The following is a 23,797-nucleotide window of genomic DNA, read 5'->3' on the forward strand; positions in this document are numbered from 1 at the left end:
GGTGCGACCCGGATCAACCGTATGAGTGGGACTCGGCCGGGCGCCAGCCGATCGCCTGGTAGACGGTGAGGGGTGCACCGCCCGGGCGCATCCGTACCGGCCGCCGCCGGTCGACGAGGAACCGCAGGTAGTCGAGGGGGTGGACCGTCAGCGCGTGGGTGCGCAGCCGCACCCCGTGGGCGTTGCACAACACACGCAGTCGGCGGGGGGACACGAACAGCGCGGGGTCATGGATTCGTGGGGGAGGTCCGCCGGGGAGGCGCTCCTGCACCCGACCCACGACGAGGCGGGCGAGCGGGTTCCCCGCGATGGTGTCCACGACGAGCGTCCCACCCGGCGCGAGGATCCGGCAGCACTCCGCCACGGTCGAGGCGAGGTCGCCGACGTGCTCGAGGATCTCGCCGGCGACGACCACCTCGGCAGCTGCGTCGCCGAGGGGCAGACGGGCGGCGTCGCCCTGGACGACCTCGACCCCCGCGTCGCGGGCACGGGTGAGCGCGGAGGCGGTGAGGTCGACGCCGACGTGGCGGAACCCGCGCCCGCTCAGGTGTGGGGCGAGCAGCCCGGCGCCGCAGCCGACGTCGACGAGCAGGGCGCCCGGTTCGCGTGGGCGGGGCACGGCGGCGGCGCGGGCGGCGGCCAGCCAGTGCAGCGCGGCGAACGCGCCGTCGGGGCGCCACCACTCGTCGGCGAGGTCGTCGTACTGGCGCGGGTCGTTGCGTGGCCGCTGGGGGGTGCGTGGCACGCCGCCCGCACGGGCGCCTCGGCCCCGGGTGCCGGCCATCAGTCCGGCGGGTTGCGGCCGACGGTCGCGCCCGTGAGGTCGGTGACCTGGTCCCATGACGCCGCGAGCGCGTCCACGGTGGGGATGGCGTCGAAGTTCGCGCCCGGGGCCTGCATGACCGCGACCCGTGAGTAGTTGCCCCCGCCCGCGACGACGGCGATGCCGGTGTCGGTGCAGTCCTCGCTGGCGAGGTGCACGACCGCGGGCGAGACCCAGCGCGGGTCGAGGCGTTCGAGCATCTCCTCGCTGAAGATGTCCTCGGTCATGCGGGTCGCCGCGACCGGGGCGACCGCGTTGGCGCTGACGTTGTACTTCGCACCCTCGAGAGCGAGCGTGTTGATCAGCCCGACGAGGCCCATCTTCGCCGCGCCGTAGTTCGACTGGCCGAAGTTGCCGAACAACCCGCTCGTCGAGGTCGTGACGATGACGCGGCCGTAGGCCTGCTCGCGGAACCGGGGCCACGCCGCGCGCGTGACGTGGTAGGTCCCGTAGAGGTGGACCTTCTGGATCGCGTCCCATTGCTCGTCGGTCATCTTGTGAAAGGTGACGTCGCGCAGGATGCCCGCGTTGTTCACGACGACGTCGATGCGTCCGAAGGCCTCGACCGCGGCGTCGACGATGCGCTGGCCACCCTCCGGCTCCGCGACGTTGTCGGCGTTGGCGACCGCTTCACCGCCGGCGTCGCGGATCTCGGCGACGACGCTCTCGGCCATCTCGCTCGACCGGCCCGTGCCGTCGCGATCGGCGCCCAGGTCGTTGACGACGACGCGAGCGCCTTCCTCGGCGAACAGGAGGGCGTGCGCGCGACCGACCCCGCCGCCCGCACCGGTGACGACAACGACGCGACCTTCGACTCCTGCCATGATCTCCCTCGCTGGACGCTGGACGCGTGTGCGGGGGCAGCCTAATGGGTCGCGAGGAGGGCGGTAGCCTGTCGCCGACCCTTGGGCATCGGTGCGGGGGGACGCATGTCCGACGAGGAACTCCGGCGTCTGGCCGACGAGCAGCGCGCGGCGGACGCGGCCCGTGGGCGTGCGCGGGAGCGGTGGCTGCGGCAGCAGGACCGCGAAGAGGCCACCTTGCGCGGTGCGCTCGCCTCACTCGTGGAGGGTGCGGTGGTCGTGCGTCTGCAGACGACCGCGGGCCGTGCCCACAACGGCGTGCTCGCGGGTCTCGGACGCGACTTCTGCCGACTGCGGGTCACCGAGGACCGCGACATGTTCATCACGATCGCGGCCCTTGGGGTGGTCGAACCGGCCCCGGGGACCGACGCGCCGCCGGTCAGTGGCACCGCGGGGGCGAGCGCCGCCGGCGAAGACCTGACGCTCGCCGAGGTCCTGGGCCGGCTGGCGCCGGACAGCCCCTGGGTGTCGTTGCGCTGCGCAGGCACGGCGGAACCGGTCACCGGCTCCCTGTGCGCCGCCGGCGTCGACGTCCTCACCGTGCGCCTCGACCGGGAGGCGGGCACGAACTGCTACGTCGCGCTGTCCGCTCTGACGGAAGCGACGGTGCGGTTCGGATGACCGCGGGGGGCGGCGCCTGGTCGGACGCCGCCGGCTCGCGGCTCCCGGCTAGCTCCCGGCGGGGGTCTTCGCGTCCGGGTAGAGGTGCTCGAGGGAACCGGGCTGGATCCGGCTGGCCTCGATGAACTCGTTCACGTCGTGTTCCTTGAGGCGGATCACTCGCCCGAACTTGTAGGCGGGGATCTGCCCTTCGTCGATGAGCCGATACAGCGTCCGCGGGGTGATCCCGAGACTGCGGGCCGCTTCGGCGGTACTCATCCAGCGGATCTCTTCTGACATCCGTATTTCCCTTCTGTGGGGGTCGTTGTCGCCGGAACGTTGTCCCCCCGGTTCGTCCCGGACGCTTCCAGGGAACGGTGTCCCTGCTGCAGCACTGGGGCGCCCTGGCGGGACCCCGGTCGGCACGGTCAGGGCCCTCGTGACTCCCGCCCCACGCATCACACTACGCGGTCGAGCACCCTCGCACGGTACCTCACTGCATGCCGTTATCCTACGGCATCAGCCTTCCCGTGTCGACCATCGGCGTAAACCGATGAGTTCACCTCCGAATCATACGGCACGGCACAAAGTTTGGACAGCTAAGGAGTATACCCCTGCCGGTGACGTGTGTCGTGGCTGCGAACGGAGGGCTTGCGTGTTTCCGATGTCACGGCACACTGCCCGGCCATCAATGATGGTGCGGACGGGACCACACGTTTCACCGCGGTATCCCGACACCATCGGTGGGATCGAGGAGCAGGTGCCGTGGGAAGTGTCACCACAGGGCTCGACCGGCAGTCCACGGCGGACGAGGTCTCACGGGCGGGCACAAAGGCGGCCCGCCCACTGCGGCGGCGACGTGGCCTGCCCGGTGGCCGCGCCGTCGTCGGCGGGTTCCTCGTCGCCGGGTCGGCGGTCGGGCTGTTCGCCGCGTATCTGGATGCCACCCGCGGTCCCGTGACGCAGTGGGCGGTGGCCGCCCGAGACGTCGCGCCCGGCCAGGAGCTCACCACCCAGGATCTCGGGACCGTCCCGATCGACTTGCCCGAGGTGCTGCGATCCCGGTCCTTCAGCGACGCCGAGGCGCTCGTGGGCACGATCGCGAGCGCACCGTTGTCCGAGGGCGAGCTCGTCCAGGCCAGCCACGTGGTGCCGGCCGACGAGCTCGTGGGACGGGATGAGCTCTCGTTCCCGGTCGCCGCGGATCGGGCGGTCGCCGGGTCGCTGGAGCCGGGGGAGCGCATCGACGTCCTCGTGACCTCCGATGACGAGACCGAAGCCGTCGTGCGCGATGTCCTGTTGACGGGGGTCGGCGGGGCGGAGGGAGCCGTGGCGGGCGTGGGCGACGAACTCGTCGTGACGGTCGCGCTCGACACACCCGCCGAGACGCTCGCGGTGACGCACGCGGCGGGCACGGGCGACATCACCCTCGTGCGCGCGACGGCGCGGGAGCTGCCCGACGAGGTGCCCGCGCGGTTCGCCCCCGACGAGGGTGGCTTCCTGCCGGATGCGCGGTCACAACCCGAGCTGGACGAGGGCCCGGACGAGGGCCCGGACGGGGAGGAGGGCTAGATGGGCGAGCGGTTCGTCCTGCTGGGTCTCGGGCAGCCCCGCGCGGAATGGTTCCGCACGGTGGCGGCGTGGGCCACCTCCGGCGCGCTGCCCGCGGAGTTCCTCAAGTGCGTCTCGGCCGAGGAGCTGCGCGCGCACCTGTCGAGCAGCCGGATCTTCAGCGCCGCCCTGCTCGATGCCGGGCTGCCGGCCACCGACCGCGAGCTGATCGGCGCGGTGCGCGATGCGGGCGCGGTGCCGATCGTGGTCGAGGCCCCCGGGGTCCAACGTGACTGGTCGGCGCTCGGGGCGGTCGCGGTCCTACCGGCACAGCTCGAGCGTGAGGACCTGCTCGACACCCTCGGCGCCCACGCGCCGCGCGTCAGCACGGGCGAGGCCCTGCCGCGTGAGCCCAGCGCCGACGACGGGCCGCCCCGCGAGGAGCCCGCTCCGGTCGTCACCGTCTGTGGACCGGGCGGCACCGGCGCATCGACGGCGGCGATCGCGCTCGCCCAAGGGCTCGCCTCCGAGCAGGATGCGCGGCGGCCGGTGCTGCTGGCGGACCTGTGCTTGCGCGCCGAGCAGGCGATGCTGCATGACGCCCGGGACGTGGTGCCCGGCGTCCAGGAGCTGGTCGAGGTGCATCGCGGTAACCGGCCCACCCCCGGCGAGGTCCACGCGCAAACGTTCCGCGTCGTGGAGCGCGGCTACCACCTGCTCCTGGGGTTGCGGCGACCGCGGTACTGGTCGGCGCTGCGTCCACGCTCGTTCTCGGCGGCCTTCGCTTCCTTGCGCCAGGCGTTCGGCACCGTCGTGTGCGACGTCACCGCGGACTTCGAGGGCGAGGCCGATGGCGGTTCCATGGACGTCGAGGAGCGCAACCTGATGAGCCGTACCGCCTTGGGGGAGGCGTCTGTGGTCCTGGCGGTCGGCGGCCCCGACATGAAGGGCCTGCACGGGCTCGCGCGCCTGCTCGCCGAGCTGCGCGAGGCGGGTGCCGACGACGAACGGGTCGTGCCGGTGATCAACCGGGCCCCCCGGCAAGGCCGGAGGCGCGCGGCCCTCGCGGGAGCGCTACAGGAACTCGTCCCTTCCGATGTGCGGTCGGCGCCGGTGCTGTTGCCGCGGCGGCGGGTCGACGAGGCCTTGCGTGACGGCGTGCCGCTGCCCGGGCCGCTGCCCGACCACCTGCGAGGGGCGTTCCGGGCGACCCTCGAGCGCGCTGGAGCAGGTGCCCGAGAGGCCGCTGGTCCCGAGCCGGTCGTGCCCGGCTCGCTGGGGGCGTTCGCGGCCGATGTCGCGATCCCCGGCGAGGAAGCGACGCCGTGACCCGACCGTCGGCCAACCACGCCCCGGAGGATGTCGTCGCGAGGGGGCTCCGATGACCTCGGCACCGTCGCAATCGCCGCTGGCGGAGGTCGAGCGGCGCGTGCAGGACCGCGCGAAGGAGCTCGACCTCGACCTGGCCGGTGACACCGCCGAGCGCCAGCTCGCGCGGCTGATCGACGAGGAGGTCGCTCGCTGGAGCGACGACTACAAGCGGGGGCTGCGTCCGTACGACCTCGCCGATGCCGAGCTGGTGCGTGAGCGGGCATGGCGCAACCTCGCGGGCTACGGCCCTTTGGAGCCGCTGCTGGCCGACGAGGACGTGTGGGAGGTGATGATCAACGCGCCCGACCAGGTCTTCGTGAAGCGCCACCGTGGGGTCTCGGGCTATCACGAGGAGGTGTTCCACGACGACGAGCACGTGGTGCGAACCCTGACAAAGATCCTCGACGACGCGACCCAGTCCCACCGAAAGCTCGACCCTGCCGAGGGGCTGCAGGACGCCCAGCTCGACACCGGCGCACGGCTGCACATCGTGCACCGCGATGTGGGACGGGACGGGCACCTGCTCGTCAACATCCGCAAGTTCACCGGGGTCGCGTTCCGGCATCTCGGCGAGCTCGTGGACCGCGACATGCTCTCCTCGGCCGCGGCACGGTTCCTGCGCGCGTGCGCTCGGGCCCGGCTTTCGACGGTGTTCGCCGGAGCGCCGGGCGCCGGCAAGACGACCTTGCTGTCGTGCACGGCCGCGGAGCTGGATCCGAGCCTGCGGGTCGTGGTCGCCGAGGAGGTCTTCGAAGCCGACGTTCCCCTGCCCAACGTGGCCTCCATGCAGACGCGCGCGGCGCGTCCGGACCGGGCCGAGGTCGACCTGCGGCGTCTCGTTGCCGGGTTCCTCCGCATGGCCCCCGATGTCGCGATCGTCGGGGAGGTGAGGGATCGGGAGGCACTGCCCCTGCTGCTCACGCTGTCGTCGGGGGTCAAGGGCTTCACGACCATCCACGCGGGCTCGGCTCGACAGGCGCTCACGCGGCTGCGGTTCATCGCCCAGCTCGCCGACACCTCGAGCGAGCTGCCGCTCTCCGCATTGAACAGCCTCGTGAGCGAGGCGATCGACATCGTCGTCCATTCCGCCCGGCGTCGCGGGGAGGTGAAGGTGACCGAGATCCTGGCCGTGGAGGACCTGCAGGCGGGAGCCCAGGCGACGAACTTCACCGTGACGCCGCTCTTCACACGCGAACGATGGGACGGGGCGCTCGTGTGGAGCGGCGAACTGCCGTCGCGGGCGGTGTTCGCGCTCGAGGAGGCCGGTCACGACCCTCGTGAGCTGCTCGAACACGGCGCACGGGTGGCAGGCCGGGGACCCGCGCCATGATCGGTCTTGGGCTTGCTCTGCTGGGGGCCTACGGGGTGTTCCTGCTCTTCACCGCCGTCGCGTTCGGGTGGCGGGGCGTCGGACTCGGCCCGGGCGTGGCCACCCGCGTTCCACGCCGGCGACACGTGCACGACTACCTGGTGCAGGCCGGGCTGGAGGGGGTGCGACCGATCGAGCTCGGCGCCGTCATGGCCGTTCTGGCGGTCCTCGGAGGACTGATCGGCTTCCTGCTGTTCCCCGGCTACCTGGTCCCCGTCGCCGTTGCCCTTCTCGCCAGCGTCGTGCCGGTGCTGTCCGCGCGGGCACGACGGGAGGCGCGGCTCGAGGCGGCCCGGGACGCGTGGCCGCGGCTGATCGAGGAGATCCGCCTGCAGGCCACCACGATGGGCAAGTCGATCCCGAACGCCCTGCTCACCGTGGGCCTCTCCGGTCCCGAGCAGCTGCGGCCCTCGTTCGAGGCGGCCCACCGGGAGTGGCTGATCTCCACGGACTTCCCGCGCACCGTCGCGGTCCTGAAGGCGCGGCTCGCCGATCCCACGGCGGACGTCGTCTGCGAGACGCTGCTCGTCGCGCACGAGGTCGGCGGGACCGATCTGGATGCGCGGCTCACCGCCCTCGCCGAGGATCGCACGCAGGACCTCCAGGGACGCAAGGACGCACGGGCCAAGCAGGCGGGTGCACGGTTCGCGCGTTGGTTCGTGCTGGTCGTGCCGGTCGGCATGGCCCTCGCGGGTTTGTCGATCGGGGAGGGTCGCGAGGCCTACGCAACCCCGACCGGTCAGCTGTGGGTCCTGGCGGGGATCGCGCTCATCGCGGTGTGCTGGCTGTGGGCGGGCCGGATCATGCGCCTCCCGGCGGAAGGGCGGGTGTTCCACGCATGATCGAGCTCCTGGTCGCCGCGGGTCTCGCCATGTGGGCGGGCGCGACGCTCCTACTCAGCCACTGTCGGTGGTTCGCGCGGTCGCCCCTGGACGCGCGTCTCCGTCCCTATTCGGCTCTCGGCGCGGGAAGGGAACCCAGGGCGGGCCTCCTGTCCTTCGAGTCGTTCCGCGAGATCATCGCCCCGCTGTCGCGGACCGTTGGTGAACGCCTCGCGCGCGTGATGGGCGTCACCGAGGACCTGGCGCTGCGCCTGCAACGCATCCACTCGCCGCTCGATCCGACCGCCTTTCGGGTCCGGCAGATCGGGGCGGCCGTGGCCGCCGTCGGTGTGGCGGTCCTGCTCGTCATCGCGCTCGAGCCCCTTCGGGGGCCGTTGGCGGGGGTCCCATTGCTCGCCGGCCCCCTACTGGCCTTCCTGGTGATGGAGCAGCGGGTGGCGACGGCGAGCTCGCGTTGGCAGCGCCGGATCTACCTCGAACTACCCGTCGTTGCCGAACAGCTGGCGATGCTGTTGTCGAGCGGGTACTCGCTCGGCGCCGCCGTCCACCGCGTCGCGGTGCGTGGCAACGGGGCCGTCGCGACCGACCTTCGACGGGTCGCGGCGCGCATGCGGCAAGGCCTCTCCGAGGTCGAGGCCCTGCGGGAGTGGGCGGCGATCGCGCAGGTCGAGGCCGTCGACCGCCTCATGCCGGTCCTCGCGATGAACCGGGAGGCCAGCGACCTGGGGCGCCTGCTCGCCGACGAGGCCCGGGCCATCCGCAAAGCCGTGCAGCGGGAGAGCATCGAACGCATGGAGCGCAAGGGTCAACAGGTGTGGATCCCGGTGACGGTCGCGACCCTCGTACCCGGGATGATCTTCATGCTCATCCCGTTCCTGGCAGCGGTCGAGCTGTTCGCGGGATGAACGACTGCGGAAACGACCCTTGCGGAGAGCATCCACATGCGACACGATTTCGTCTTATCAGCGAGAAGGTTCTGAATCGGCGGAGCCGGTGGCGGTGGTATGTATGATCACACGATCCCGAGGACGGGTCGGCGCGGTCGGGAAGGTGGCGGCACGTCGGCACGAGGAGCGCGGGGAGGGCGTCGTATCGGTCGCCATCGCGGTGCTGATCATCGCGTTCCTCGGCGTGGCGCTGTGGTTGATCTTCGACGCGCTCGTCGACGACGTCGGCGACGACATCGAGACCCAGATCGAGGAGATCGGCGACTGATCCCGGATGCACGGCGGACGGCGCACGGCGACCGCGGGTCCGGCCTTCTCGGGATGAGCATCGGCGTGCTGGTGTTCCTGGTCCTGCTGTTCACCGCGGTTCACACGCTGACCTACCTCTACGCGCAGAGTGTCGTCGAGGGGGTGACGTACGAAGTGGCGCTTCAGCTCTCCGCGGCAGTCCGAACCGGTGGTGAGTTGGGCGGTGACCCCACCGACCCCACGGTGTACGGGCCGGTGTACGCCGACGCGGAAGGAGCCCTGGGGGGCTACGCCGACCGGGTCGAGCTCGACCCCCCCCGCGTCGAGTCGGGGGAAGTGGTCGTGCGGGTCGAGGCCGAGGCGCTCGGGCTCGCCCCGGCCGCGACCTCGCAAGGGTTCCTCACCTCGTTCGAGCGGGAGGTGCGGATGCGCCTCGAGGGCCCGCAGTGACGCCTGACCCGACGCGATCGCGCGGTCCGGTCTGCGCCGTCTCGTCTTCGCGGGGTCGGTGTCGAGGGCCGGCGCGGTGGTGGGGCCGGGAGGACGGGCTTGCCGGTGCGGAGGTCCTGCCGTTCGCCGTGCTCCTGTTCGTCGTTGGCGCCCTGCTGGTCGTGAACGTGTGGGCGGTCGTGGATGCTCGGCTGGCGGCGACGGCCGCGGCACGGGAGGCGGCGCGCGCATTCGCCACGGCGGACTCGGGCGAGGCGCTCGCAGCGGCGAACGCGGCGCGCGAGCGCACACTCGAGAGCCAGGGATGGGCCCGGGAGACCCTCGTGGCCGGGGCCTCGTCCCTGCCCCGACGCCATGAACGTTGCGCGGAGGCCACCGCGACCGTCACGCTGCGGGTGGACCCGATCCTGCTGCCGCAGGTCGGCTGGACGGACGGCTTCACGGCCACGGGCCGCCACACCGAGCTCGTCAACCCGCTGCGCGGAGGGCTCGAGGGCCCTGAGCTGCCGGCACCCGGTGAGGGCGGGTCGTTGTGCTCATGAGATGGCCGCTGCGCGGGGCGCTCGTTCCCGACACGGGCAGCGCGTTGCTGCTCGTTCCGGCGGGGCTGCTCATCCTGGTCGTGCTGGCGGGCCTCGCGGTCGACGCTGCCATCGCGTACATGGCGCGTCGGGAGGTGGCCTCCATCGCGAGTGGGGCGGCGAACGAGGCCGTCATCGCGGCGCTGCAGTCCGAGGCGTTCTACCGCGAGGACGGGACGTTGCGCATCGACGACGAGGACGTTCGTGCGATCGCTGCACAGGCGGTCGGCGACGCAGGGCCGGTCGAAGCCGTCCTCGTGGACGAGGGGACGGGGTGCACCGAGGGTGTGGTGGACGACCGCATCGCCGTGACGGTGGAGGTCGCCGGAACCGTCGAACTCGTCTTCACGCCCGCGCTCGGCGAGCGGCCGACCCACGAGACCCACGCGTCGAGCACCGCGGTGGCCGATCCCTCCGACCTCGGGCCGTTCAGCGCGACCTGCGGCCGGTGAGCGGTCACGAGGGGCGACGTCGGCTGACCTCGATGCGGTCGCACCCCTGTGAATCGGTGCTCACTCGCGGCGCGCCGTGGATCACGCCCGCCTCGCGGGTCCGCGCGGGTTGCGCCTGCTCGTCCGCCGCCGGCCAACGGTCGAACAGCAGGATCCGGCCGGTCGCAGGTGCGTAGAGCCCCGGGGTGGCGGAGCCGTCGCAGTTCCAGTCGCCCACCAGGAGATCCTGGTCGGGAGCGGAGAGCTCGAAGGTCCATGCGTCCTCGGCGCTGCGGACCTCGAGGCGTTCGCCGTCCCACAGCACGCGTTCGTCACAGCCGTCGCCGGTGACGTCGGCGGCGAGCGACGTCGACGCCTCGCCCGTGGGTGGCCGTGGGCATGTCCCGTGCCCGGCGCCCGGACCCGCGGGGCCCGGATCCTCGTCGATCCCGCCAGCGGCGTCGGGCTCGAGGCTCCCCGCCTCGTCAGCGGGCTCGTCGGGCTCGACGCTCCCCTCGCGCTCGTCCGCGCCGCCGCCCTCGACGCCCGTGGGCGCTCGCTCGTCGGTCGGCCAGGAGACCGCGACCGCGACGGGCCCGACGAGCAGGGCCGCGGCCAGGGCGATCACGACGGACCACCGGACCCGCGGCCCCCGACGGGCGCGCCCCCGCGCGACGAGCGGCCGCGGGCGGAACGCACGGGCGCGGTCGAGGGCGCCCGGGCCGGGGGCGCGAGCGTCGCGTACGACCGCTGCGGCCGACCCGCGACGTAGCGGGGGTGCAGCCGTGGTGCCGGGCCCCTCCGTCGTGGGGGCTGTCGGTACGCGTCCGACGGCCGTCGCGCCCGGACGGGCTGCCCGCAGGCGTGCGGCGAGAGCGGCAGGGTCGAGGCAGTCGTCGGGGCCGACCGTCAGGGCTTCGTCGATCGTGTCGGCGATCGCCGGTGGGACGTCCTGGACCACCATGTCCAGCCGGGGAACGCCGCCGGGCCCCGGCAGCGGACGTTGGCCAGCGATCGTCTCGTACGCCAGGGCCCCGAGGGACCGGACGTCGCTGGCACGGCTCGGCGCCGTACCGGCCTCCACCGCCGGGTCGGAGGGACCGGGAGTTCCGGCCGAGTCGGCGGCCTCATCCGTGCCCGCCCTCCCGAAGTCGGCCAGCAGGGGCTCATCGCGCTCGGTCAGCAGGACGTTGGCCGGTTTCACGTGCCCGTGCAGGACCCCACGGCGGTGAGCTGCGGAGAGCGCCTCAGCGACCGGGGCGATGACCTCGATCGCCTCCGGCCACGAGAGCGGTCCGTGCGATCCGAGCCGGTCCGCGAGGCTCCCACCCTCCGCGAACCGCATGACGAGCGCGACGCCGTTCCCTGTATCGGCGGTGTCGAGGATGCCGATGATGTGCGGGTGGTCCAGCCCTCTGAGAAGGGCCGTCTCGCGGTGGAGCTCCTCGCTCGGGCCGGGCACGTACTTGATGCCGACGAACGGCCCCGACGCGTCGTGCCGGCGGGCTCGCCAGACGCTGCCGGCGTCGCCGTTCCCGAGTCGATCCAGCAGCTCGTAGCCCGGGACGTCGGGCCGTTGCTGGTTAGCCCGTGGGCCGTGGGAACAGTCGGTCGGGCCATCGCCGCTCGAGGTCCGCTCGGGGGGTTGCTCGTTCATCGCCGCCTCGGATCGCCGCCCGTGGCCTGTTGGGGACACCCGATGGACGCGGTTGTCCCGATACGTAAGACTCTACGATGCGATTCGACTGAGTTCGACTGACGTAGGGGGCGACGATGTGCACGGTGGCCAGCGGAGCCGGGGAATGACGGGCGGCGCCGGCGCGGGGCATCGGGTGTCCACCGAACGGGCTCGTGGGCTCTTGGCCCTGGGTATCTGGGTCGCAGTGCTCCTCGGTGCCCTGCTCCTGTTCCACGGCCTGGGACGTGGACCCTTGGGGGCGCCGCCGCTGGCGGATCCTGAGGGGCTCGCCCAGTGGTTCGCGACGCGTGGTCCGGCCGAAGCGCTCATGGCGGTACTGCGGCTGCTCGTGCTCGCGCTCGCGTGGTACTTGCTCGGCGTCACGACCGTCGGCGTGGTCGCACGGCTCGCACGGATGGTGCGGCTGGTGCGCTGCGCGGACGCGCTGACGGTGCCGCCCGTTCGACGGCTCCTGCAGGGCGCCCTCGGGCTGGGACTCGCCACGGCCGCGGTGGCAGGTGTCACCGTGCCGGGAGCCTCCCCGGCGCCTCAGGAGCGTGGTGAGGCGGCGGTGCTCGTCGCCGCGCAGGACGTCGCCGGCGTGGTGGTGGACGGCCCGCGTGATGATGCCGCGGACGAGGACCCCGATGCCGGCTCGGCTCCCGGCCCCGGCTCGGCTCCCGGCACCAGCTCGGATATCGGGTCACCACCCCTTCCCGGGGAAGACCCCGGTGTCCTGCCCGAGGCGGGGACCGGCGGGACCTTCGAGGTCGAGTCGGGCGAGCACGAGGCCACGGGCAGCCCGGGCTCGGGCAACGGGGGCAAGGCCTCGGAGGACGGGGATGAGCGGCCGGAGGCGGGTGAGGTGGGCGAGCGGCCGGAGGCGGGTGAGGCCGACGAGTCGAACGACGGTAACGACCGAGAAGGCGGAGATGGCGAGCCGGGCGGGCAACCCGGAACCGACGGCGGCGAGGAGGGGGACGCGGTCTGGCGGGTGGAGCCCGGCGAGCACCTGTGGGCCATCGCCGAGGCCGCGCTCGCCGATGCCTGGGACAGCCCGCCGTCGGACGGGGACGTCCACGCGTACTGGCAGTGCCTGCTCGAGGAGAACCGCTCGGCCCTTCCGGATCCGGGCAACCCCGACCTCGTGTACCCGGGTGTCGAGCTCACGCTGCCGCCCCTGCCCGATGCCCCGAGCCGGTAGCCCGATGCCCCGGGCCGGTGGCCCGACGCCCCGAGCTAGTGGCCCGACGCCCCGAGCTAACAGCCCGAGGAGCGGGCGTTTTCCGCAGACTCGAGGAATCGATCGCTTCGCATGTCGCAGCCAGCCCGTAGGCTGCCGCCATCGGGTCACCGTCCGGGGCCCGGTGCGCGGAGGTTCCCTGCAGGGCCGGCGGCGGGTGCTGCCGGGCTGGGACGGCGCTACGCTACACGGGTTGACCGTCCTGCTCCCGGCGGCGCGCCGCGCCAACGGTCCGGGGGCCACTCCGACCACAGGATGGGCTGATGCACACCTATGAGCTCATGATCATCTCGCACGGCAGCCTCGCCGAGGACACCGTGCAGAGCGTCATCGATCGCTTCCAGAAGCTGGTCGGCGACCTCGGCGGGAGCGTCGATCGGGTCGATCACTGGGGCAAACGCGAGTTCGCCTACGAGATCGACCACATGCGCGAGGGCTACTACACCGTCCTCGACATCCAGCTCCCCGGCGACCAGCTCGCCGAGCTCGAGCGCCAGCTGCACATCGCCGACGAAGTCGTGCGCCACAAGGCCATCCGCCCGGACCTCCGGACGAAGAAGGTCGGCTGACCCGACGCCGCAGCTCGCGGCCCGGACCGACGACAGGAGCATCCGTGGCGGTCGAGAACCAGATCAGCATCATCGGCAACCTCGCCGACGACCCCGAACTGCGTTTCACGCCGAACGGGGTCGCGGTGGCGAACGTGCGCGTCGCGGTGAACCGCCGGATCCGCAACTCGGAGACCGGCGAGTGGGACGAGCGCCTCGACGGGTTCTTCACGTGCAACGTGTGGCGCGACATGGCCGAGAACATCGCCGACAGCCTCGAGAAGGGCTCGCGGGTCGTCGTGATCGGGCGGCTGCGCAGCCGGTCGTTCGAGGACAAGGAAGGCCAGACCCGCTGGGTCACCGAGATCGAGGCCGACGAGATCTGCCCGTCCCTGCGCTTCGCGCGGGCCCAGGTGACCCGCAACCCGCGCGGGGGCGGCGCTGCCCGCAGCGGCGACGGCGACGGGCAGCAAGCGAGCGCGCCGCCGCCCGAGGCGCCGGACACCGACGACGTCCCGTTCTAGGAGCCAGTCCAGGAGGAGCGACACGATGGCGCAGCAAACAGGACCGCGTGGTGGTGGCAAGCCCAAGGAGTGCTACTTCACCAAGCACAAGATCAGCTACATCGACTACAAGGACGTCGCGCTGCTGAAGAAGTTCGTCAGCGACCGCGGCAAGATCCGGTCGGCGCGGGTGACGGGCACGAGCCCGCAGTACCAGAAGCTGCTCGCCGAGGCGATCAAGAACGCCCGCGAGATGGCGCTGCTGCCGTACCACTACCGCTAGGGACGGCGCGTCCGTCCCCCGCCCGCTCGCGGAGCAGCCCGGGAGGAGCACGCAGACGATGAAGGTGATCTTGAAGCGCGACGTGGACAACCTCGGCGAGGCCGGGGACGTCGTGGACGTCGCCAACGGGTACGGCAACAACTACCTCGTGCCACGGGGCCTCGCGATGCGCGCGACCAAGGGCGCGCTCGCCGATGCCGAGGCGATGCAGCGCTCGCGCCAGCGACGTGCCGAACGCTCGCGCGCGGCTGCCGAGGAGCAGCAGGCCGAGCTCGAGCGCGCCCCGGTCGTTCTGACCGCCAACGCGGACGACGAGGGCACCCTCTACGGGTCGGTCGGGGTGACCCAGGTCGCCAAGGGCATCTCGGAGCAGCTCGGCGCGAAGGTCGAGAAGAAGCGCATCCGCCTCGACCGGCCGATCAAGGAGACCGGCGTCCACGACGTCCCCGTGCAGCTGCATGCCGACGTCGTGGCGACCGTGCGAGTGGAGATCGCCCCGGCCTAGGAAGGATCCGGCAATTGGCCACCGAGCCGCGTGAGCTCGGGACCCCTTCCCCCGGTCGCGGCGGCAACGCGCACGACCGCGTCCCCCCGCACAACCTCGAGGCCGAGGTCAGCGTCCTCGGCAGCATGCTGCTGTCCAAGGACGCGATCGCCGAAGTCAACGAGATCCTGCGCGCCGAGGACTTCTACCGCGGCGCGCACCGGACGATCTACGAGACGATCGTCGACCTCTACGACCGCGGCGAGCCGGTCGACTCCGTCGTGCTCGGCGACGAGCTCGACCGTCGGGGGCTGCTCGAGAGCGTCGGCGGCGTCGTCGCGATCAGCGACCTCATCAGCCGCGTGCCGACCGCCGCGAACGCCGGCTACTACGCGCGCATCGTGGCCGAGCAGGCGCTGCGGCGCCGCCTGATCGACACCGGCACGCAGATCGCCCAGCTCGGCTACCAGGGCGAGGACGGCGCCGAGGAGACGATCGACAAGGCCGAGGCGCTGATGTACGCGGTCAGCCAACGCGACCGCCACAGCGAGTTCGCGCCCATGAAGGATCTCCTCGCCGAGTCCTTCGAGCTGATCGAGCAGCTGCACGAGAACGACTCCTCGCTCACGGGCCTGTCGACCGGCTTCTACGACCTCGACGACCTCACCGCCGGGTTACAGGACCAGAACCTCATCATCCTCGCCGCCCGTCCCGGCATGGGGAAGTCGACGCTCGTGACCAACCTCGCGACCAACGTGGCGGTCGAGCAGCGCCGGCCGGTCGTGATCTTCAGCCTCGAGATGTCGAAGATGGAGCTCGTGCAGCGCGTGCTCGCCGCGGAAGCCCGCGTCGACAGCGAGCGTCTGCGCACGGGGCGGCTCGCCGAGTCCGACTGGCCCAAGCTCAGCCAGGCGATGGGGCGGCTGGCCGAGGCCCCGATCTACATCGACGACACGCCCGGCGTGAACATGATGGAGCTGCGGTCGAAGTGTCGGCGGCTGAAGCAGCAGCACGGCCTCGACCTGGTGGTCCTCGACTACCTGCAGCTCATGCAGCCGCACAAGCGGACCGAGAGCCGCGTGCAGGAGGTCAGCGAGCTCAGCCGCGGGATGAAGATCCTCGCCAAGGAGCTCGACATCCCCGTGGTGGCGCTGTCGCAGCTCTCGCGCCGTCCCGAGGACCGCCACGACCGCCGACCGCAACTGGCCGACCTGCGCGAGTCCGGCTCGATCGAGCAGGACGCCGACCTCGTCGCGTTCATCTACCGCGACGAGGTCTACGACCCGGACACGGCCGCGAAGGGCGAGGCCGAACTGATCGTCGCGAAGAACCGCAACGGGCCACTGCGCACGATCCGGTTGACCTTCATCGGCAACCACTCCCGCTTCGCGAACATGGCCCGCGGCTCCAGCGGCGGCGGCGACCAACCGATGTGACGGCGCGCTCAGTGACGGCGCGCTCGGTGGCGGCGCGCGCGGTCGGAGGCGCGAGTCACTCGCGCGCGCCCAGGATCAGCGCCTCGATCTCGTCCTCGAGCTCGTGGGGCACCGAGGCCGTGCCACCGACGAGCACGACCTCCTCCAGTCGGTCGGCACGCGCCACGAGCACGTCGCGCGCCGCGTTGCCCAGCTCGCCGGGCACCGTCACGAGCGGTGCGCCGGCGTCCGCCGCGAACGGTCCGGTCGCCAGCGCATCCGCGAAGTCGGTGCCCGACGTGAGGATCAGCCGCTCGGCGTCGCGGTAGGGCGGCACGCCGTCGAGCACACGGGCCACCGACGCGGCCGTCTCGAACCGGTCGTCGCCCGAGATGCGCTCGAGGTGCTCGACGCCGTCGAGGCCGGCGAGCGCCCCGCTGACCGGGTTGTCGATGGCGGCCTGCCCGCCGATCAGCACGACGCGTTCGGCGCGGAGTTCGTCGATCGCCTCCGCCGCGGCGGTCGGCAAGCTGTCGGGCTCGGTCAGCAGAACCGGGTGCGGGCCGGCGGAGGCCAGCGGTCCCGCGGCCAGCGCGTCGGCGAAGTCGCGCCCGCTGACGAGCAGCACGGTCGTGGCGCCGCCGAACGAGCCGACCTCCTCGGCAGCGAACCCCTCGGCGACGAGCGCGGCCGTCTCGAACCGGTCGTCGCCTGCGTACCGCTCGAGGTCGGCGTCGGTGGGTCCGGTCAGATCCTCTGCGGCCTCGGCGCTGATCACGCCCTGCCCGCCGATGAGGTGGATCCGGGTCGGGGCGAGTTCCTCGATCGCGTCGGCCACGACGTCGGGGACCTCGTCGGCCTCGTCGTCGACGAGGAGCACGGGAGCGTTCTGCCGGCCCGCGAGACCGGAGGCGGGCAGGGCGTCCGCGAAGCCGTGGCCGGCGGCCACGACCACCTCGTCGCTGCCGTCGGGGTAGGCGGCCAGGGCCAGGCGAGCCGCGGTGTCGAAGCGGTCCTGGCCCGCCACCCGGGTGATCTCCACCTCGGCCTCGGGCGTTTGGGCGAACAGCGCGACGCCGAGCAGCACGGCGCCGACGGCGATGATGCCCAGTGGGATGCGCAGGTGGTCCCCGAGCCCCGAATCGGGTTCGGTCTCAGGGGTCGGTTCGTCGGTCGGCGCCGTGGACTCCATCAGCGCCAACGATAGGCGTCCGACGTCGCCCGGGTCCGAATCACGTGTCCGGCAGGCGGCGTGCGGCGGCGTCGAGCTCGGCGAGGTCGGCGGCGGCCTGACCGGCGCGCCAGCCACCGGCGTTGCTGACCTCCGTCGACCGCCGCTGCAGGTGGGGGAAGGCGTCGTGGATCGCCTCCTCGACGCGCTCGCTGCGGGCGGCCAGGACCGGCAGGACGCGCTCGTCGCTCGCGGCCGCGGCCGCGACCTCGGCCTCGTCGGCCTCGCGCAGCCGCTGGCCGATGCGGTGGGCGAACCCGAGCAGGAACGAGCGCCGGAACGACCGGGTGCGCGACCGTCCCGCCGCGTCGCGGCGCGTGCCCTGCCGGTGCATCGCGCTCGTGGCCTGCGTGAGCAGCGACGTCGCCAGCAGCTCGACCGCGTCGAGGTCGCGATCATCGCCGGCGATCGTCACCCACCCGAACCCCGGCGTCATCACCGCCCGGCAGCGGTTCGCCTCGGCGACGGCGGCGACGAGGTGGCACTTCGCGCTGGCGTACGGGTCGTCGACCAGGTGCCGCCGCAGCGATGGAGCCCCCGCCTCCCGCGCCTGGGCGTCGAGGAGGGCGTGATCGATCGCGTGCCGGGCGAGCAGCTCCTGGGCCTTGGCCGTCAGCGCCTCGGCCTCCTCGTCGAACTCGGTGGACTCGGCCTTGGCGAGCAGGCCGCGCACGCGCGCGAGCACCCGGTCGTCGATGCGGCCGGTGGCGGTGGTCGACGCGTTGGCCGCGCCGGGAGGGGGGAGTGTCCGCGGCACCTCGGGGAGCCGGGTCAGTACACACCAGGCGGCGGCCCCGAGCGTGATCAGCTCGCCGGGTTCGTCGGGGCTCAGGTCCGCTCGTGGCCCGAGTACCTCCAGCTCGGCCGCCCACCGTGGGTCGAGCGTGCGGCCGGCTTCCGTGTGCGCTCGACCGTCCCGGATCGCGTGCCGCGCCACCACGGCGGCGTGCCGCTCGGTGAGCTCGCGCTGTGTCACGTGGACCAGCGCGGCCGGGTTCCAGCCCCGCGACCACAGCGCGCCCACCTCGGCGGCGAGGCGAGCGTGGACGACCGTCCGGGCGCGGGTGCCGCCTCGCGCGAGCTGGGCGAGCAACTCGTCGTGGTGTTCGCGGTCGACCGACCACCACCACGCGGCCGCGTCGAGCAGCGTGTCGGGGTCCTGGCTGGCGCGTGTGCGTGTCATGGACGCAGTGTGCGGGCTGGTCGGGCCGATGAGCACACGTCACGCTCGGCGGCTTGTGGAGATACGGGGCGAGGGTCGGTCATCGGCCCAGCGAGCCGTGATCGCCCGTGGCGCGCAGGTGATCGCCCGTGGCGGGCAGGTGGTCGCCATGCCGGGCAGCCGGTCGGGTCTGGACGCGGGGCCGGGGCGGAGGGCAACCTCCTCCCATCCGCACGACGGTGCTCGGCGACGGCGCTCGTCCGCGAGGGCCAGCTCGGTGGGGAGATGGCAAGGGTCACGGTTGCGGGGCTCGAGATCGCGTTCGAGCGGGCCGGGACCGGGCCTCCCCTGCTCCTGCTCCACGGGGGATGGAGCGACCACCGTGCCTGGCGCCCCCAGCTCGAGGAACTGGCGGACGAGTTCACCGTGATCGCGTGGGCCGCACCAGGATGCGGTCGCTCCGCGGATCCGCCGGCGGACTTCCGCCTGCCCGACTACGCGGACTGTGTCGCCGGGCTCGTGGACGCACTCGGGCTGGCTCGCCCCCACATGCTGGGCCTGTCCTTCGGCGGCGGACTCGCGCTGGAGGTCTATCGCCGTCACCCGGCCATCGTGCGCACGCTGGTGCTGGCGGCGGCCTACGCCGGCTGGGCGGGGTCGCTGCCGCCCGACGTCGTGGAGCAGCGGTTGGCTCGCGCGTTGCGGGAGGCCGAGCTGCCTCCCGAGCAGTGGGCCGACGGGTACCTGCCCGGGATGTTCGCCGCCGGTGCACCGCCGGGGGCTGTCGAGGAATACCGCACGATGATGCTGGACGCCCGTCTCGCCGGCATCCGGGCGATGCTGCAGGGGTTCGCCGAGGCGGACCTGCGCGACGTGCTTCCCACGATCGACGTGCCGACCCTGCTGTTGTACGGCGCCGAGGACCAGCGGTCCCCGCTGAGCGTCGCCGAGGACCTCCACGCCCGCATCCCGACGTCGCGCCTCGTCGTCATTCCCGACATCGGACACGTCAGCAACCTCGAGGCGCCGGACGTGTTCAACGAGGAGGTCCGCAGCTTCCTCCACGAACACACGCGCGTGTGAGGTGCTCGCCGACCCGATCGGCCGGTTCCTGGGTGCCCGTCTCGAGGCGGGCGTCGACCCGCCATCGCCACACTCCGCGCGTGACATCCGTCAGTCGGCGGTGCAGCGATCACGCTCCTACGCGGGCTTGGAGTTCGATCCACAGCGTGTCCGCCACCGCGAGGACCTCGCCGCGGGCGTCCTGCAGTGCCGACGCGGCGTAGAACTTGCGCCGCTCGGAGCCCCGCCCCCAGCCGAGCACGATGAGCTCCTCTCCCGTGGGCACGGGCGCGTCCTGGCGGATGCGCAGGCTGGCGAGCACCGTTCGGCGGCCCTCGAACACCATGTAGCCCGAGGGGCAGTCGAGCGCGGACCACACGAACACGGGAGCGACCGCGCCGTCGTCACCCGCGAGCGTCGCGTCCGGCGTCCACCGGGAGGCGACCGTCGCGGTGTCAGCCGGTTCCGACGGATCCATGCGGCCAGGGAAGATCCGCAATCCGTCCCCCGGTTCCCGCTGGGGGCCGCAGACGAAACAGGTCGGGAACGCGTGGTGCTCGAAGCCGACGAAGTTGGCTTCGGCAGCACTTGCCTCCTCGGGAGTGAGGGACGTGGGAGGAACCACGTCGGGGGGCGTCGACGGCCGGGCGCGGGCCACGAGCACGTCGCGATCCCACACCTCGAGGCCCTCGGCCGTCGCCACCGCGGTCAGGGGCGTGTCGAGCGGTGGTGGCGCGTGCAGGTCCACCGCCGCGGGGGTGTCGAGCAGCGCGGCGATGGTGCCGCAGGAGTACCCGCCGTGTCCCGAGTCGGGCGGACCGTTGAACCGGGACGGGATGGTCAGCGTCGTGGTCGACATCGGCACCTCCTGGATCGGAACACGCCACTCAACGGCTGTTCGTCGGGGCCTCGGCCAAGTGCACGGCGTCGCGGTAGCCCCACGGGCAGGTGTACAACCCGAGGCGCCAGCCGTGCGTTCCGCTGGCGCGCGAGGGCGTAGGGGAAGGGCCCGCGGTGACCGGGGGGCGTGTTGGCCGTGTGCCGTGTGGGCCGACCGGGCACCCGGGCACGCTGTGGCCCTGTCCCCTGAGGAGTGTGCGCCCATGGAGTGGTTCGCAAGCAGTTGGCCGGTCCTGGCCACGGTCGTGGCGTCCACCGTCGGCGTCTATCTCGTGGTGCTCGTTTCGACGCGGATCGTGGGACTGCGCTCGTTCAGCCAGATGTCGGGCTTCGATTTCGCCGTGAACATCGCCCTGGGTTCGATGATCGCCGCCACCGCGGTGAACGCGGACGTGAGCCTGGCCGATGGGGCGGTGGCAGTGGCGGTGCTGTTCGTGGTGCAAGTCCTGATCGCGAAGATCCGGCGCTACGGGTTCGGGACGGATTGGGTCAACAATCGGTCGCTGCTGCTGATGGCCGGACCGGAGTTCGTCGAGGAGCACCTGCGCCGCAGCCAACTGACCAAGGACGACGTGCGCTACAAGCTGCGAGAGGCGAACGTCTTCCGGTACGAGGACGTGCGGGCGGTCATCCTGGAGACCACCGGGGAGGTCTCGGTGTTGCACTCCCGCGACGACGAGCAGCTCGACCCCGACCTCGTCGCCGACGTCGTCGGTGCCGAACGCCTCGTGCCGGGATCCGAACCCCCCGAGCGGGGCGCGGAACCACCCGGCTGACCTCTGGGCGCGAGCACGGAACCGTGGCTCAGGGATCGGTGGGCAACGCGTCCGAGGACGGGCAGGCGACACCTCGGTCGTCGCGGTCGATCGGGTCCTCGGCGCGGTCCATCGCGGGTCCCGGCCGCTCCGACCGCTGCTGCCCGAAGATCTGGGTGACCCACAGCACCCCGTCGTCGCGGCAGACGACACCGATGCCGACCGCGTCGAACCGGTGCTCGAGGATCGCGTGGCGGTGCCCCTCCGAGCGCATCAGCCCCACGTGGGCCTCCGCGGTGGTCCGAGAGTCGATGGCGATGTTCTCGCCGGTGGCGACGAAGCGGTGGTGCTCACGGTAGTCGTCGGGGGAGTGCTCGAACCGGCCGAACGCGATCATCTCCTCGGACCACCCGCGCGCCAGCTCCGCGAGGTCCGGATCCCAGTCGAGGGGGGTCCCCCCGCGTTCGGCACGCTCGTCGTTGACCCGTTCGAGGATGTCGTGCGCGAGCTCGTCCGCGTCGGCGGGGTCCTGCCACCCGATGTCGCGGGACTCGGCTGCCGACGGGGGCTCGGGGTCGTCGACGGGCAGGAGCGCCGCCGCGACCCCGAGCGAGACCACGAGCAGGACCAGGCCGCCGATCTCGCGGCCGGTCAGGCCTCGTGTCCGCTGCCCCGCGCCCATTGGTGAGGGCATCGGCCGGTTGGGGCACGACCTTCAACAATGAGCGCGGCCGACATGACGCGACTCGCACGGATGTCCGGCTCAGGGGCAGGGTTCGGGTTCGACCGTGAGCTCGTCGAAGTCGTTCGCGCCCTCCACCAGCACGCAGGCCTCGGAGTCGTCGAACTGGTCGTGCACACCGACGGCCGTGACGCCACCGCCCTCGGTGAACAGCTCCACGCTCACGTCGGGGTCGAGCTCCGGCGCCTGCTCGGCGAGGTCCTCCCACGCGTCGACGTCGTCGACCGCGTCGCCCTCGTCGAAGCCGAAGTCCGGTTCGTGCACGCTGCCGGGCGCCTGCTGGTAGGCCAGGCCCTCGGCGAACATTACGGCGTAGCCGCCCTCCGGCCCGCTGAACTCGTCGTCGAACTCGTCGTCGAACTCGTCATCGAACAGGTCGTCCTCGTCGAGTTCGAGCTCGTCGTCGAAGAGCTCCTCGTCGTTCAGAAGGGGGTCGTCGGCGGGATCGAGCATGTCGCCGAACATGCTCTGGAAGCCCTCGACGACGCCGACCACGTCCCACTCGGCCGCGTCCTCGGGCACGTCGATGGCACCGCTGAACTCCTCGAAGTCGAGCCGCACACCGAACGACTCGACGTCGTCGGGCATCTCGTCGGCGTCGGCCACGTCCCAGTCCGCGAACTGGGTGAAGTCCGCCTCGATGCGGGTCAGCTCACCGCCGTCGACCCAGACGTCGGTCGTGAACTCCTCGTCGGGGACGTCGCCCATGTCGAGGTCCTCGGCACCGGGGCCGGCCGGTGCGTCGAAGACGAGGTTCCCGGTGTCCTCGACGAACCGGGCCACCGCGGGCAGGGGCGCGCTGACCGCGAGGTGCTCCCCGACGTCGTCGGAGTCGACGTACTCGACCGCGACGTCCTCCTCGTAGAGCCGCTCGAGGTCCTCGAGGATCTCCTCCTCGGCCTCCTCGAAGGCCTCCTCGAGATCGGAGAAGGACTCGTCGCCCATCTGGCCGTCGTCGAGCTCCTCGAGCTGTTCGAGGGCCTCCTCCACGCCCACGATCGCGATCCACTCGCCGTCGAAGAGCGCGCTCGTGGGGAACTGCAACATCCCGCCGAACATGCCCAGGGCCATCTCCATCTCCTGGACCTCGGACTCGCTGCCGTCGAACACCTCGACCAGGTGGTCGACGTCCACGCGCACGAAGATCTCGTCCTGACCCTCGGCACGCATCTCGAACGCGTCCCCGCCATCCACGACCGCAGCGAACTCGAACGCGTCGTCGTCGAACCCGAACGACGTGCGCAGCGAGGAGTTGAGCCACGTCTCGGCATGCTCGGGTTCGAGTCCGTCATCCTGGAAGAGGGCAATCAGCGAGTCCTGATCGGCCAGTACTGACGTGTCGATGGTTGTCCCGCCGCTGCCCGCCAAATTCTCTAGCGCCTCGTCCAGCGCCCCCCGAGGATCCTCCTGCGCGCCTGACCCGCATGCCGTGAGTAGTAGCATCAAGCCCGCGGTAAATGCGAAGACAAGCAACCTCATCACGTACCTCCCGTCTGTGGAAGCGTTGATACTAGCGGGTTCGGTGACCTTCCGGTGACGACCATCCACTCCCTTTCGGGCAATGCGATGCCGGGATGAGAACGCCACGTCCTCCGCGTCGTCCTCAACGGAACGGGCATTAGGCCGTGACCGGTGACAGCGTGGACGCCCGCTCGCGACGCACCGGGCATCCGCGCCGTGGCCCCCGGTTCGGACCGTGGCCGCGCCGGTGAAC

Annotated in this window: 27 protein-coding genes; 18 read left to right on the top strand and 9 right to left on the bottom strand. The window is 72.1% G+C overall.

Going from position 1 to position 23,797, the window contains the following annotated elements; all coding sequences use genetic code 11:
* Window positions 1-13: 13 nt before the first annotated feature.
* Both ER308_RS10985 and ER308_RS10990 read right to left on the bottom strand, forming a co-directional pair.
* On the bottom strand, window positions 14-784 hold the full coding sequence (locus ER308_RS10985; protein ID WP_131155028.1) for a class I SAM-dependent methyltransferase: 771 nt from the start codon (window positions 782-784) through the stop codon (window positions 14-16).
* Window positions 784-1,647, bottom strand: coding sequence for an SDR family NAD(P)-dependent oxidoreductase (locus ER308_RS10990; RefSeq protein WP_131155029.1), 864 nt, complete (start codon window positions 1,645-1,647; stop codon window positions 784-786). The genes ER308_RS10985 and ER308_RS10990 overlap by 1 nt, the downstream gene beginning before the upstream one ends.
* 105 nt (window positions 1,648-1,752) lie before the next feature.
* Between ER308_RS10990 and ER308_RS10995 the strand changes: the two genes are divergently transcribed.
* Window positions 1,753-2,307: a hypothetical protein gene (locus tag ER308_RS10995; RefSeq protein ID WP_131155030.1), complete on the top strand. Its 555-nt coding sequence runs from the start codon at window positions 1,753-1,755 to the stop codon at window positions 2,305-2,307.
* Window positions 2,308-2,355: 48 nt separating this feature from the next.
* Here ER308_RS10995 and ER308_RS21570 read toward each other — a convergent pair whose 3' ends face one another.
* Window positions 2,356-2,586, bottom strand: a complete 231-nt coding sequence (locus tag ER308_RS21570) for a helix-turn-helix domain-containing protein (RefSeq protein WP_165492002.1) — start codon at window positions 2,584-2,586, stop codon at window positions 2,356-2,358.
* 465 nt (window positions 2,587-3,051) lie between these two features.
* Here ER308_RS21570 and ER308_RS11005 point away from each other — a divergent pair, with 465 nt between their 5' ends.
* From ER308_RS11005 to ER308_RS21580, 9 genes are all read left to right on the top strand, one after another.
* Window positions 3,052-3,858, top strand: coding sequence for an SAF domain-containing protein (locus ER308_RS11005; RefSeq protein ID WP_165492003.1), 807 nt, complete (start codon window positions 3,052-3,054; stop codon window positions 3,856-3,858).
* Window positions 3,859-5,166 carry a CpaE/TadZ family protein gene (locus ER308_RS21575; protein ID WP_165492004.1) on the top strand — a complete coding sequence of 436 codons (1,308 nt, stop codon included), beginning with the start codon at window positions 3,859-3,861 and terminating at the stop codon, window positions 5,164-5,166.
* 52 nt (window positions 5,167-5,218) lie between these two features.
* The gene (locus ER308_RS11010) at window positions 5,219-6,538 is read left to right on the top strand and encodes a TadA family conjugal transfer-associated ATPase (protein ID WP_165492005.1); all 1,320 of its coding nucleotides are present in this window, start codon (window positions 5,219-5,221) and stop codon (window positions 6,536-6,538) included.
* Window positions 6,535-7,419, top strand: a complete 885-nt coding sequence (locus ER308_RS11015) for a type II secretion system F family protein (RefSeq protein WP_131155034.1) — start codon at window positions 6,535-6,537, stop codon at window positions 7,417-7,419. Before ER308_RS11010 ends, ER308_RS11015 begins: the two co-directional genes overlap by 4 nt.
* Entirely contained in the window at window positions 7,416-8,324 is a 909-nt protein-coding gene (locus tag ER308_RS11020) for a type II secretion system F family protein (RefSeq protein ID WP_131155035.1), read from the top strand. The genes ER308_RS11015 and ER308_RS11020 overlap by 4 nt, the downstream gene beginning before the upstream one ends.
* Before the next feature lie 103 nt (window positions 8,325-8,427).
* Complete coding sequence (locus ER308_RS11025) at window positions 8,428-8,634, top strand: hypothetical protein (protein ID WP_131155036.1); 207 nt, start codon at window positions 8,428-8,430, stop codon at window positions 8,632-8,634.
* 53 nt (window positions 8,635-8,687) lie between these two features.
* On the top strand, window positions 8,688-9,065 hold the full coding sequence (locus tag ER308_RS11030) for a hypothetical protein (RefSeq protein WP_131155037.1): 378 nt from the start codon (window positions 8,688-8,690) through the stop codon (window positions 9,063-9,065).
* Window positions 9,066-9,193: 128 nt separating this feature from the next.
* A complete protein-coding gene (locus tag ER308_RS11035; protein ID WP_131155038.1) occupies window positions 9,194-9,607 on the top strand; it encodes a hypothetical protein in 414 nt (137 codons plus the stop codon).
* Window positions 9,604-10,098 (top strand): Tad domain-containing protein, encoded by a 495-nt coding sequence (locus tag ER308_RS21580; RefSeq protein ID WP_165492006.1) that lies wholly within the window; start codon window positions 9,604-9,606, stop codon window positions 10,096-10,098. The genes ER308_RS11035 and ER308_RS21580 overlap by 4 nt, the downstream gene beginning before the upstream one ends.
* A gap of 4 nt (window positions 10,099-10,102) precedes the next feature.
* Here ER308_RS21580 and ER308_RS11045 read toward each other — a convergent pair whose 3' ends face one another.
* Window positions 10,103-11,734 (bottom strand): serine/threonine-protein kinase, encoded by a 1,632-nt coding sequence (locus ER308_RS11045; RefSeq protein ID WP_131155039.1) that lies wholly within the window; start codon window positions 11,732-11,734, stop codon window positions 10,103-10,105.
* 145 nt (window positions 11,735-11,879) lie between these two features.
* Here ER308_RS11045 and ER308_RS11050 point away from each other — a divergent pair, with 145 nt between their 5' ends.
* The 6 genes from ER308_RS11050 to dnaB all read left to right on the top strand — a co-directional run bounded on the left by ER308_RS11050 (window position 11,880) and on the right by dnaB (window position 16,252).
* Complete coding sequence (locus ER308_RS11050) at window positions 11,880-12,959, top strand: hypothetical protein (RefSeq protein ID WP_131155040.1); 1,080 nt, start codon at window positions 11,880-11,882, stop codon at window positions 12,957-12,959.
* Between the two features lie 302 nt (window positions 12,960-13,261).
* A complete protein-coding gene (rpsF, locus tag ER308_RS11055) occupies window positions 13,262-13,567 on the top strand; it encodes a 30S ribosomal protein S6 (RefSeq protein ID WP_131155041.1) in 306 nt (101 codons plus the stop codon).
* A 44-nt stretch (window positions 13,568-13,611) separates the two neighbouring features.
* Window positions 13,612-14,070, top strand: a complete 459-nt coding sequence (gene ssb / locus ER308_RS11060) for a single-stranded DNA-binding protein (RefSeq protein WP_165492007.1) — start codon at window positions 13,612-13,614, stop codon at window positions 14,068-14,070.
* A 25-nt stretch (window positions 14,071-14,095) separates the two neighbouring features.
* The gene (gene rpsR, locus ER308_RS11065) at window positions 14,096-14,332 is read left to right on the top strand and encodes a 30S ribosomal protein S18 (RefSeq protein WP_131155043.1); all 237 of its coding nucleotides are present in this window, start codon (window positions 14,096-14,098) and stop codon (window positions 14,330-14,332) included.
* Window positions 14,333-14,390: 58 nt separating this feature from the next.
* Complete coding sequence (gene rplI / locus ER308_RS11070) at window positions 14,391-14,837, top strand: 50S ribosomal protein L9 (protein ID WP_131155044.1); 447 nt, start codon at window positions 14,391-14,393, stop codon at window positions 14,835-14,837.
* A gap of 14 nt (window positions 14,838-14,851) precedes the next feature.
* Window positions 14,852-16,252, top strand: coding sequence for a replicative DNA helicase (gene dnaB, locus ER308_RS11075; protein ID WP_131155045.1), 1,401 nt, complete (start codon window positions 14,852-14,854; stop codon window positions 16,250-16,252).
* A 55-nt stretch (window positions 16,253-16,307) separates the two neighbouring features.
* On the opposite strand, the gene ER308_RS11080 is transcribed toward dnaB, so the two are convergent.
* Entirely contained in the window at window positions 16,308-17,423 is a 1,116-nt protein-coding gene (locus tag ER308_RS11080; protein WP_165492008.1) for a cell wall-binding repeat-containing protein, read from the bottom strand.
* A gap of 40 nt (window positions 17,424-17,463) precedes the next feature.
* Window positions 17,464-18,645: a DUF2786 domain-containing protein gene (locus ER308_RS11085; protein WP_131155047.1), complete on the bottom strand. Its 1,182-nt coding sequence runs from the start codon at window positions 18,643-18,645 to the stop codon at window positions 17,464-17,466.
* A gap of 264 nt (window positions 18,646-18,909) precedes the next feature.
* On the opposite strand from ER308_RS11085, the gene ER308_RS11090 reads away from it, so the two are divergent.
* Window positions 18,910-19,707 carry an alpha/beta fold hydrolase gene (locus ER308_RS11090; RefSeq protein ID WP_131155048.1) on the top strand — a complete coding sequence of 266 codons (798 nt, stop codon included), beginning with the start codon at window positions 18,910-18,912 and terminating at the stop codon, window positions 19,705-19,707.
* 109 nt (window positions 19,708-19,816) lie between these two features.
* Here ER308_RS11090 and ER308_RS21585 read toward each other — a convergent pair whose 3' ends face one another.
* The gene (locus ER308_RS21585; protein ID WP_165492009.1) at window positions 19,817-20,545 is read right to left on the bottom strand and encodes a hypothetical protein; all 729 of its coding nucleotides are present in this window, start codon (window positions 20,543-20,545) and stop codon (window positions 19,817-19,819) included.
* A gap of 244 nt (window positions 20,546-20,789) precedes the next feature.
* On the opposite strand from ER308_RS21585, the gene ER308_RS21590 reads away from it, so the two are divergent.
* The gene (locus ER308_RS21590) at window positions 20,790-21,362 is read left to right on the top strand and encodes a DUF421 domain-containing protein (RefSeq protein WP_165492010.1); all 573 of its coding nucleotides are present in this window, start codon (window positions 20,790-20,792) and stop codon (window positions 21,360-21,362) included.
* 28 nt (window positions 21,363-21,390) lie between these two features.
* On the opposite strand, the gene ER308_RS11105 is transcribed toward ER308_RS21590, so the two are convergent.
* Entirely contained in the window at window positions 21,391-22,023 is a 633-nt protein-coding gene (locus ER308_RS11105) for a CAP domain-containing protein (RefSeq protein WP_131155051.1), read from the bottom strand.
* 81 nt (window positions 22,024-22,104) lie between these two features.
* On the bottom strand, window positions 22,105-23,526 hold the full coding sequence (locus tag ER308_RS11110) for a hypothetical protein (protein ID WP_131155052.1): 1,422 nt from the start codon (window positions 23,524-23,526) through the stop codon (window positions 22,105-22,107).
* Between the last annotated feature and the right edge of the window lie 271 nt (window positions 23,527-23,797).

The organism is Egibacter rhizosphaerae (assembly GCF_004322855.1).
Taxonomy (GTDB): domain Bacteria; phylum Actinomycetota; class Nitriliruptoria; order Euzebyales; family Egibacteraceae; genus Egibacter; species Egibacter rhizosphaerae.

Excerpts from the sequence above, each read along its gene's own strand:
- ER308_RS10985 (WP_131155028.1), bottom strand. The coding sequence starts at position 784 with ATGGCCGGCACCCGGGGCCGAGGCGCCCGTGCGGGCGGCGTGCCACGC.
- ER308_RS10990 (WP_131155029.1), bottom strand. The coding sequence starts at position 1,647 with ATGGCAGGAGTCGAAGGTCGCGTCGTTGTCGTCACCGGTGCGGGCGGC.
- ER308_RS10995 (WP_131155030.1), top strand. The coding sequence starts at position 1,753 with ATGTCCGACGAGGAACTCCGGCGTCTGGCCGACGAGCAGCGCGCGGCG.
- ER308_RS21570 (WP_165492002.1), bottom strand. The coding sequence starts at position 2,586 with ATGTCAGAAGAGATCCGCTGGATGAGTACCGCCGAAGCGGCCCGCAGT.
- ER308_RS21575 (WP_165492004.1), top strand. The coding sequence starts at position 3,859 with ATGGGCGAGCGGTTCGTCCTGCTGGGTCTCGGGCAGCCCCGCGCGGAA.
- ER308_RS11010 (WP_165492005.1), top strand. The coding sequence starts at position 5,219 with ATGACCTCGGCACCGTCGCAATCGCCGCTGGCGGAGGTCGAGCGGCGC.
- ER308_RS11015 (WP_131155034.1), top strand. The coding sequence starts at position 6,535 with ATGATCGGTCTTGGGCTTGCTCTGCTGGGGGCCTACGGGGTGTTCCTG.
- ER308_RS11020 (WP_131155035.1), top strand. The coding sequence starts at position 7,416 with ATGATCGAGCTCCTGGTCGCCGCGGGTCTCGCCATGTGGGCGGGCGCG.
- ER308_RS11025 (WP_131155036.1), top strand. The coding sequence starts at position 8,428 with ATGATCACACGATCCCGAGGACGGGTCGGCGCGGTCGGGAAGGTGGCG.
- ER308_RS11030 (WP_131155037.1), top strand. The coding sequence starts at position 8,688 with ATGAGCATCGGCGTGCTGGTGTTCCTGGTCCTGCTGTTCACCGCGGTT.
- ER308_RS21580 (WP_165492006.1), top strand. The coding sequence starts at position 9,604 with ATGAGATGGCCGCTGCGCGGGGCGCTCGTTCCCGACACGGGCAGCGCG.
- ER308_RS11045 (WP_131155039.1), bottom strand. The coding sequence starts at position 11,734 with ATGAACGAGCAACCCCCCGAGCGGACCTCGAGCGGCGATGGCCCGACC.
- ER308_RS11050 (WP_131155040.1), top strand. The coding sequence starts at position 11,880 with ATGACGGGCGGCGCCGGCGCGGGGCATCGGGTGTCCACCGAACGGGCT.
- rpsF (WP_131155041.1), top strand. The coding sequence starts at position 13,262 with ATGCACACCTATGAGCTCATGATCATCTCGCACGGCAGCCTCGCCGAG.
- rpsR (WP_131155043.1), top strand. The coding sequence starts at position 14,096 with ATGGCGCAGCAAACAGGACCGCGTGGTGGTGGCAAGCCCAAGGAGTGC.
- rplI (WP_131155044.1), top strand. The coding sequence starts at position 14,391 with ATGAAGGTGATCTTGAAGCGCGACGTGGACAACCTCGGCGAGGCCGGG.
- ER308_RS11080 (WP_165492008.1), bottom strand. The coding sequence starts at position 17,423 with ATGGAGTCCACGGCGCCGACCGACGAACCGACCCCTGAGACCGAACCC.
- ER308_RS11085 (WP_131155047.1), bottom strand. The coding sequence starts at position 18,645 with ATGACACGCACACGCGCCAGCCAGGACCCCGACACGCTGCTCGACGCG.
- ER308_RS11090 (WP_131155048.1), top strand. The coding sequence starts at position 18,910 with ATGGCAAGGGTCACGGTTGCGGGGCTCGAGATCGCGTTCGAGCGGGCC.
- ER308_RS21585 (WP_165492009.1), bottom strand. The coding sequence starts at position 20,545 with ATGTCGACCACGACGCTGACCATCCCGTCCCGGTTCAACGGTCCGCCC.
- ER308_RS21590 (WP_165492010.1), top strand. The coding sequence starts at position 20,790 with ATGGAGTGGTTCGCAAGCAGTTGGCCGGTCCTGGCCACGGTCGTGGCG.
- ER308_RS11105 (WP_131155051.1), bottom strand. The coding sequence starts at position 22,023 with ATGGGCGCGGGGCAGCGGACACGAGGCCTGACCGGCCGCGAGATCGGC.
- ER308_RS11110 (WP_131155052.1), bottom strand. The coding sequence starts at position 23,526 with ATGCTACTACTCACGGCATGCGGGTCAGGCGCGCAGGAGGATCCTCGG.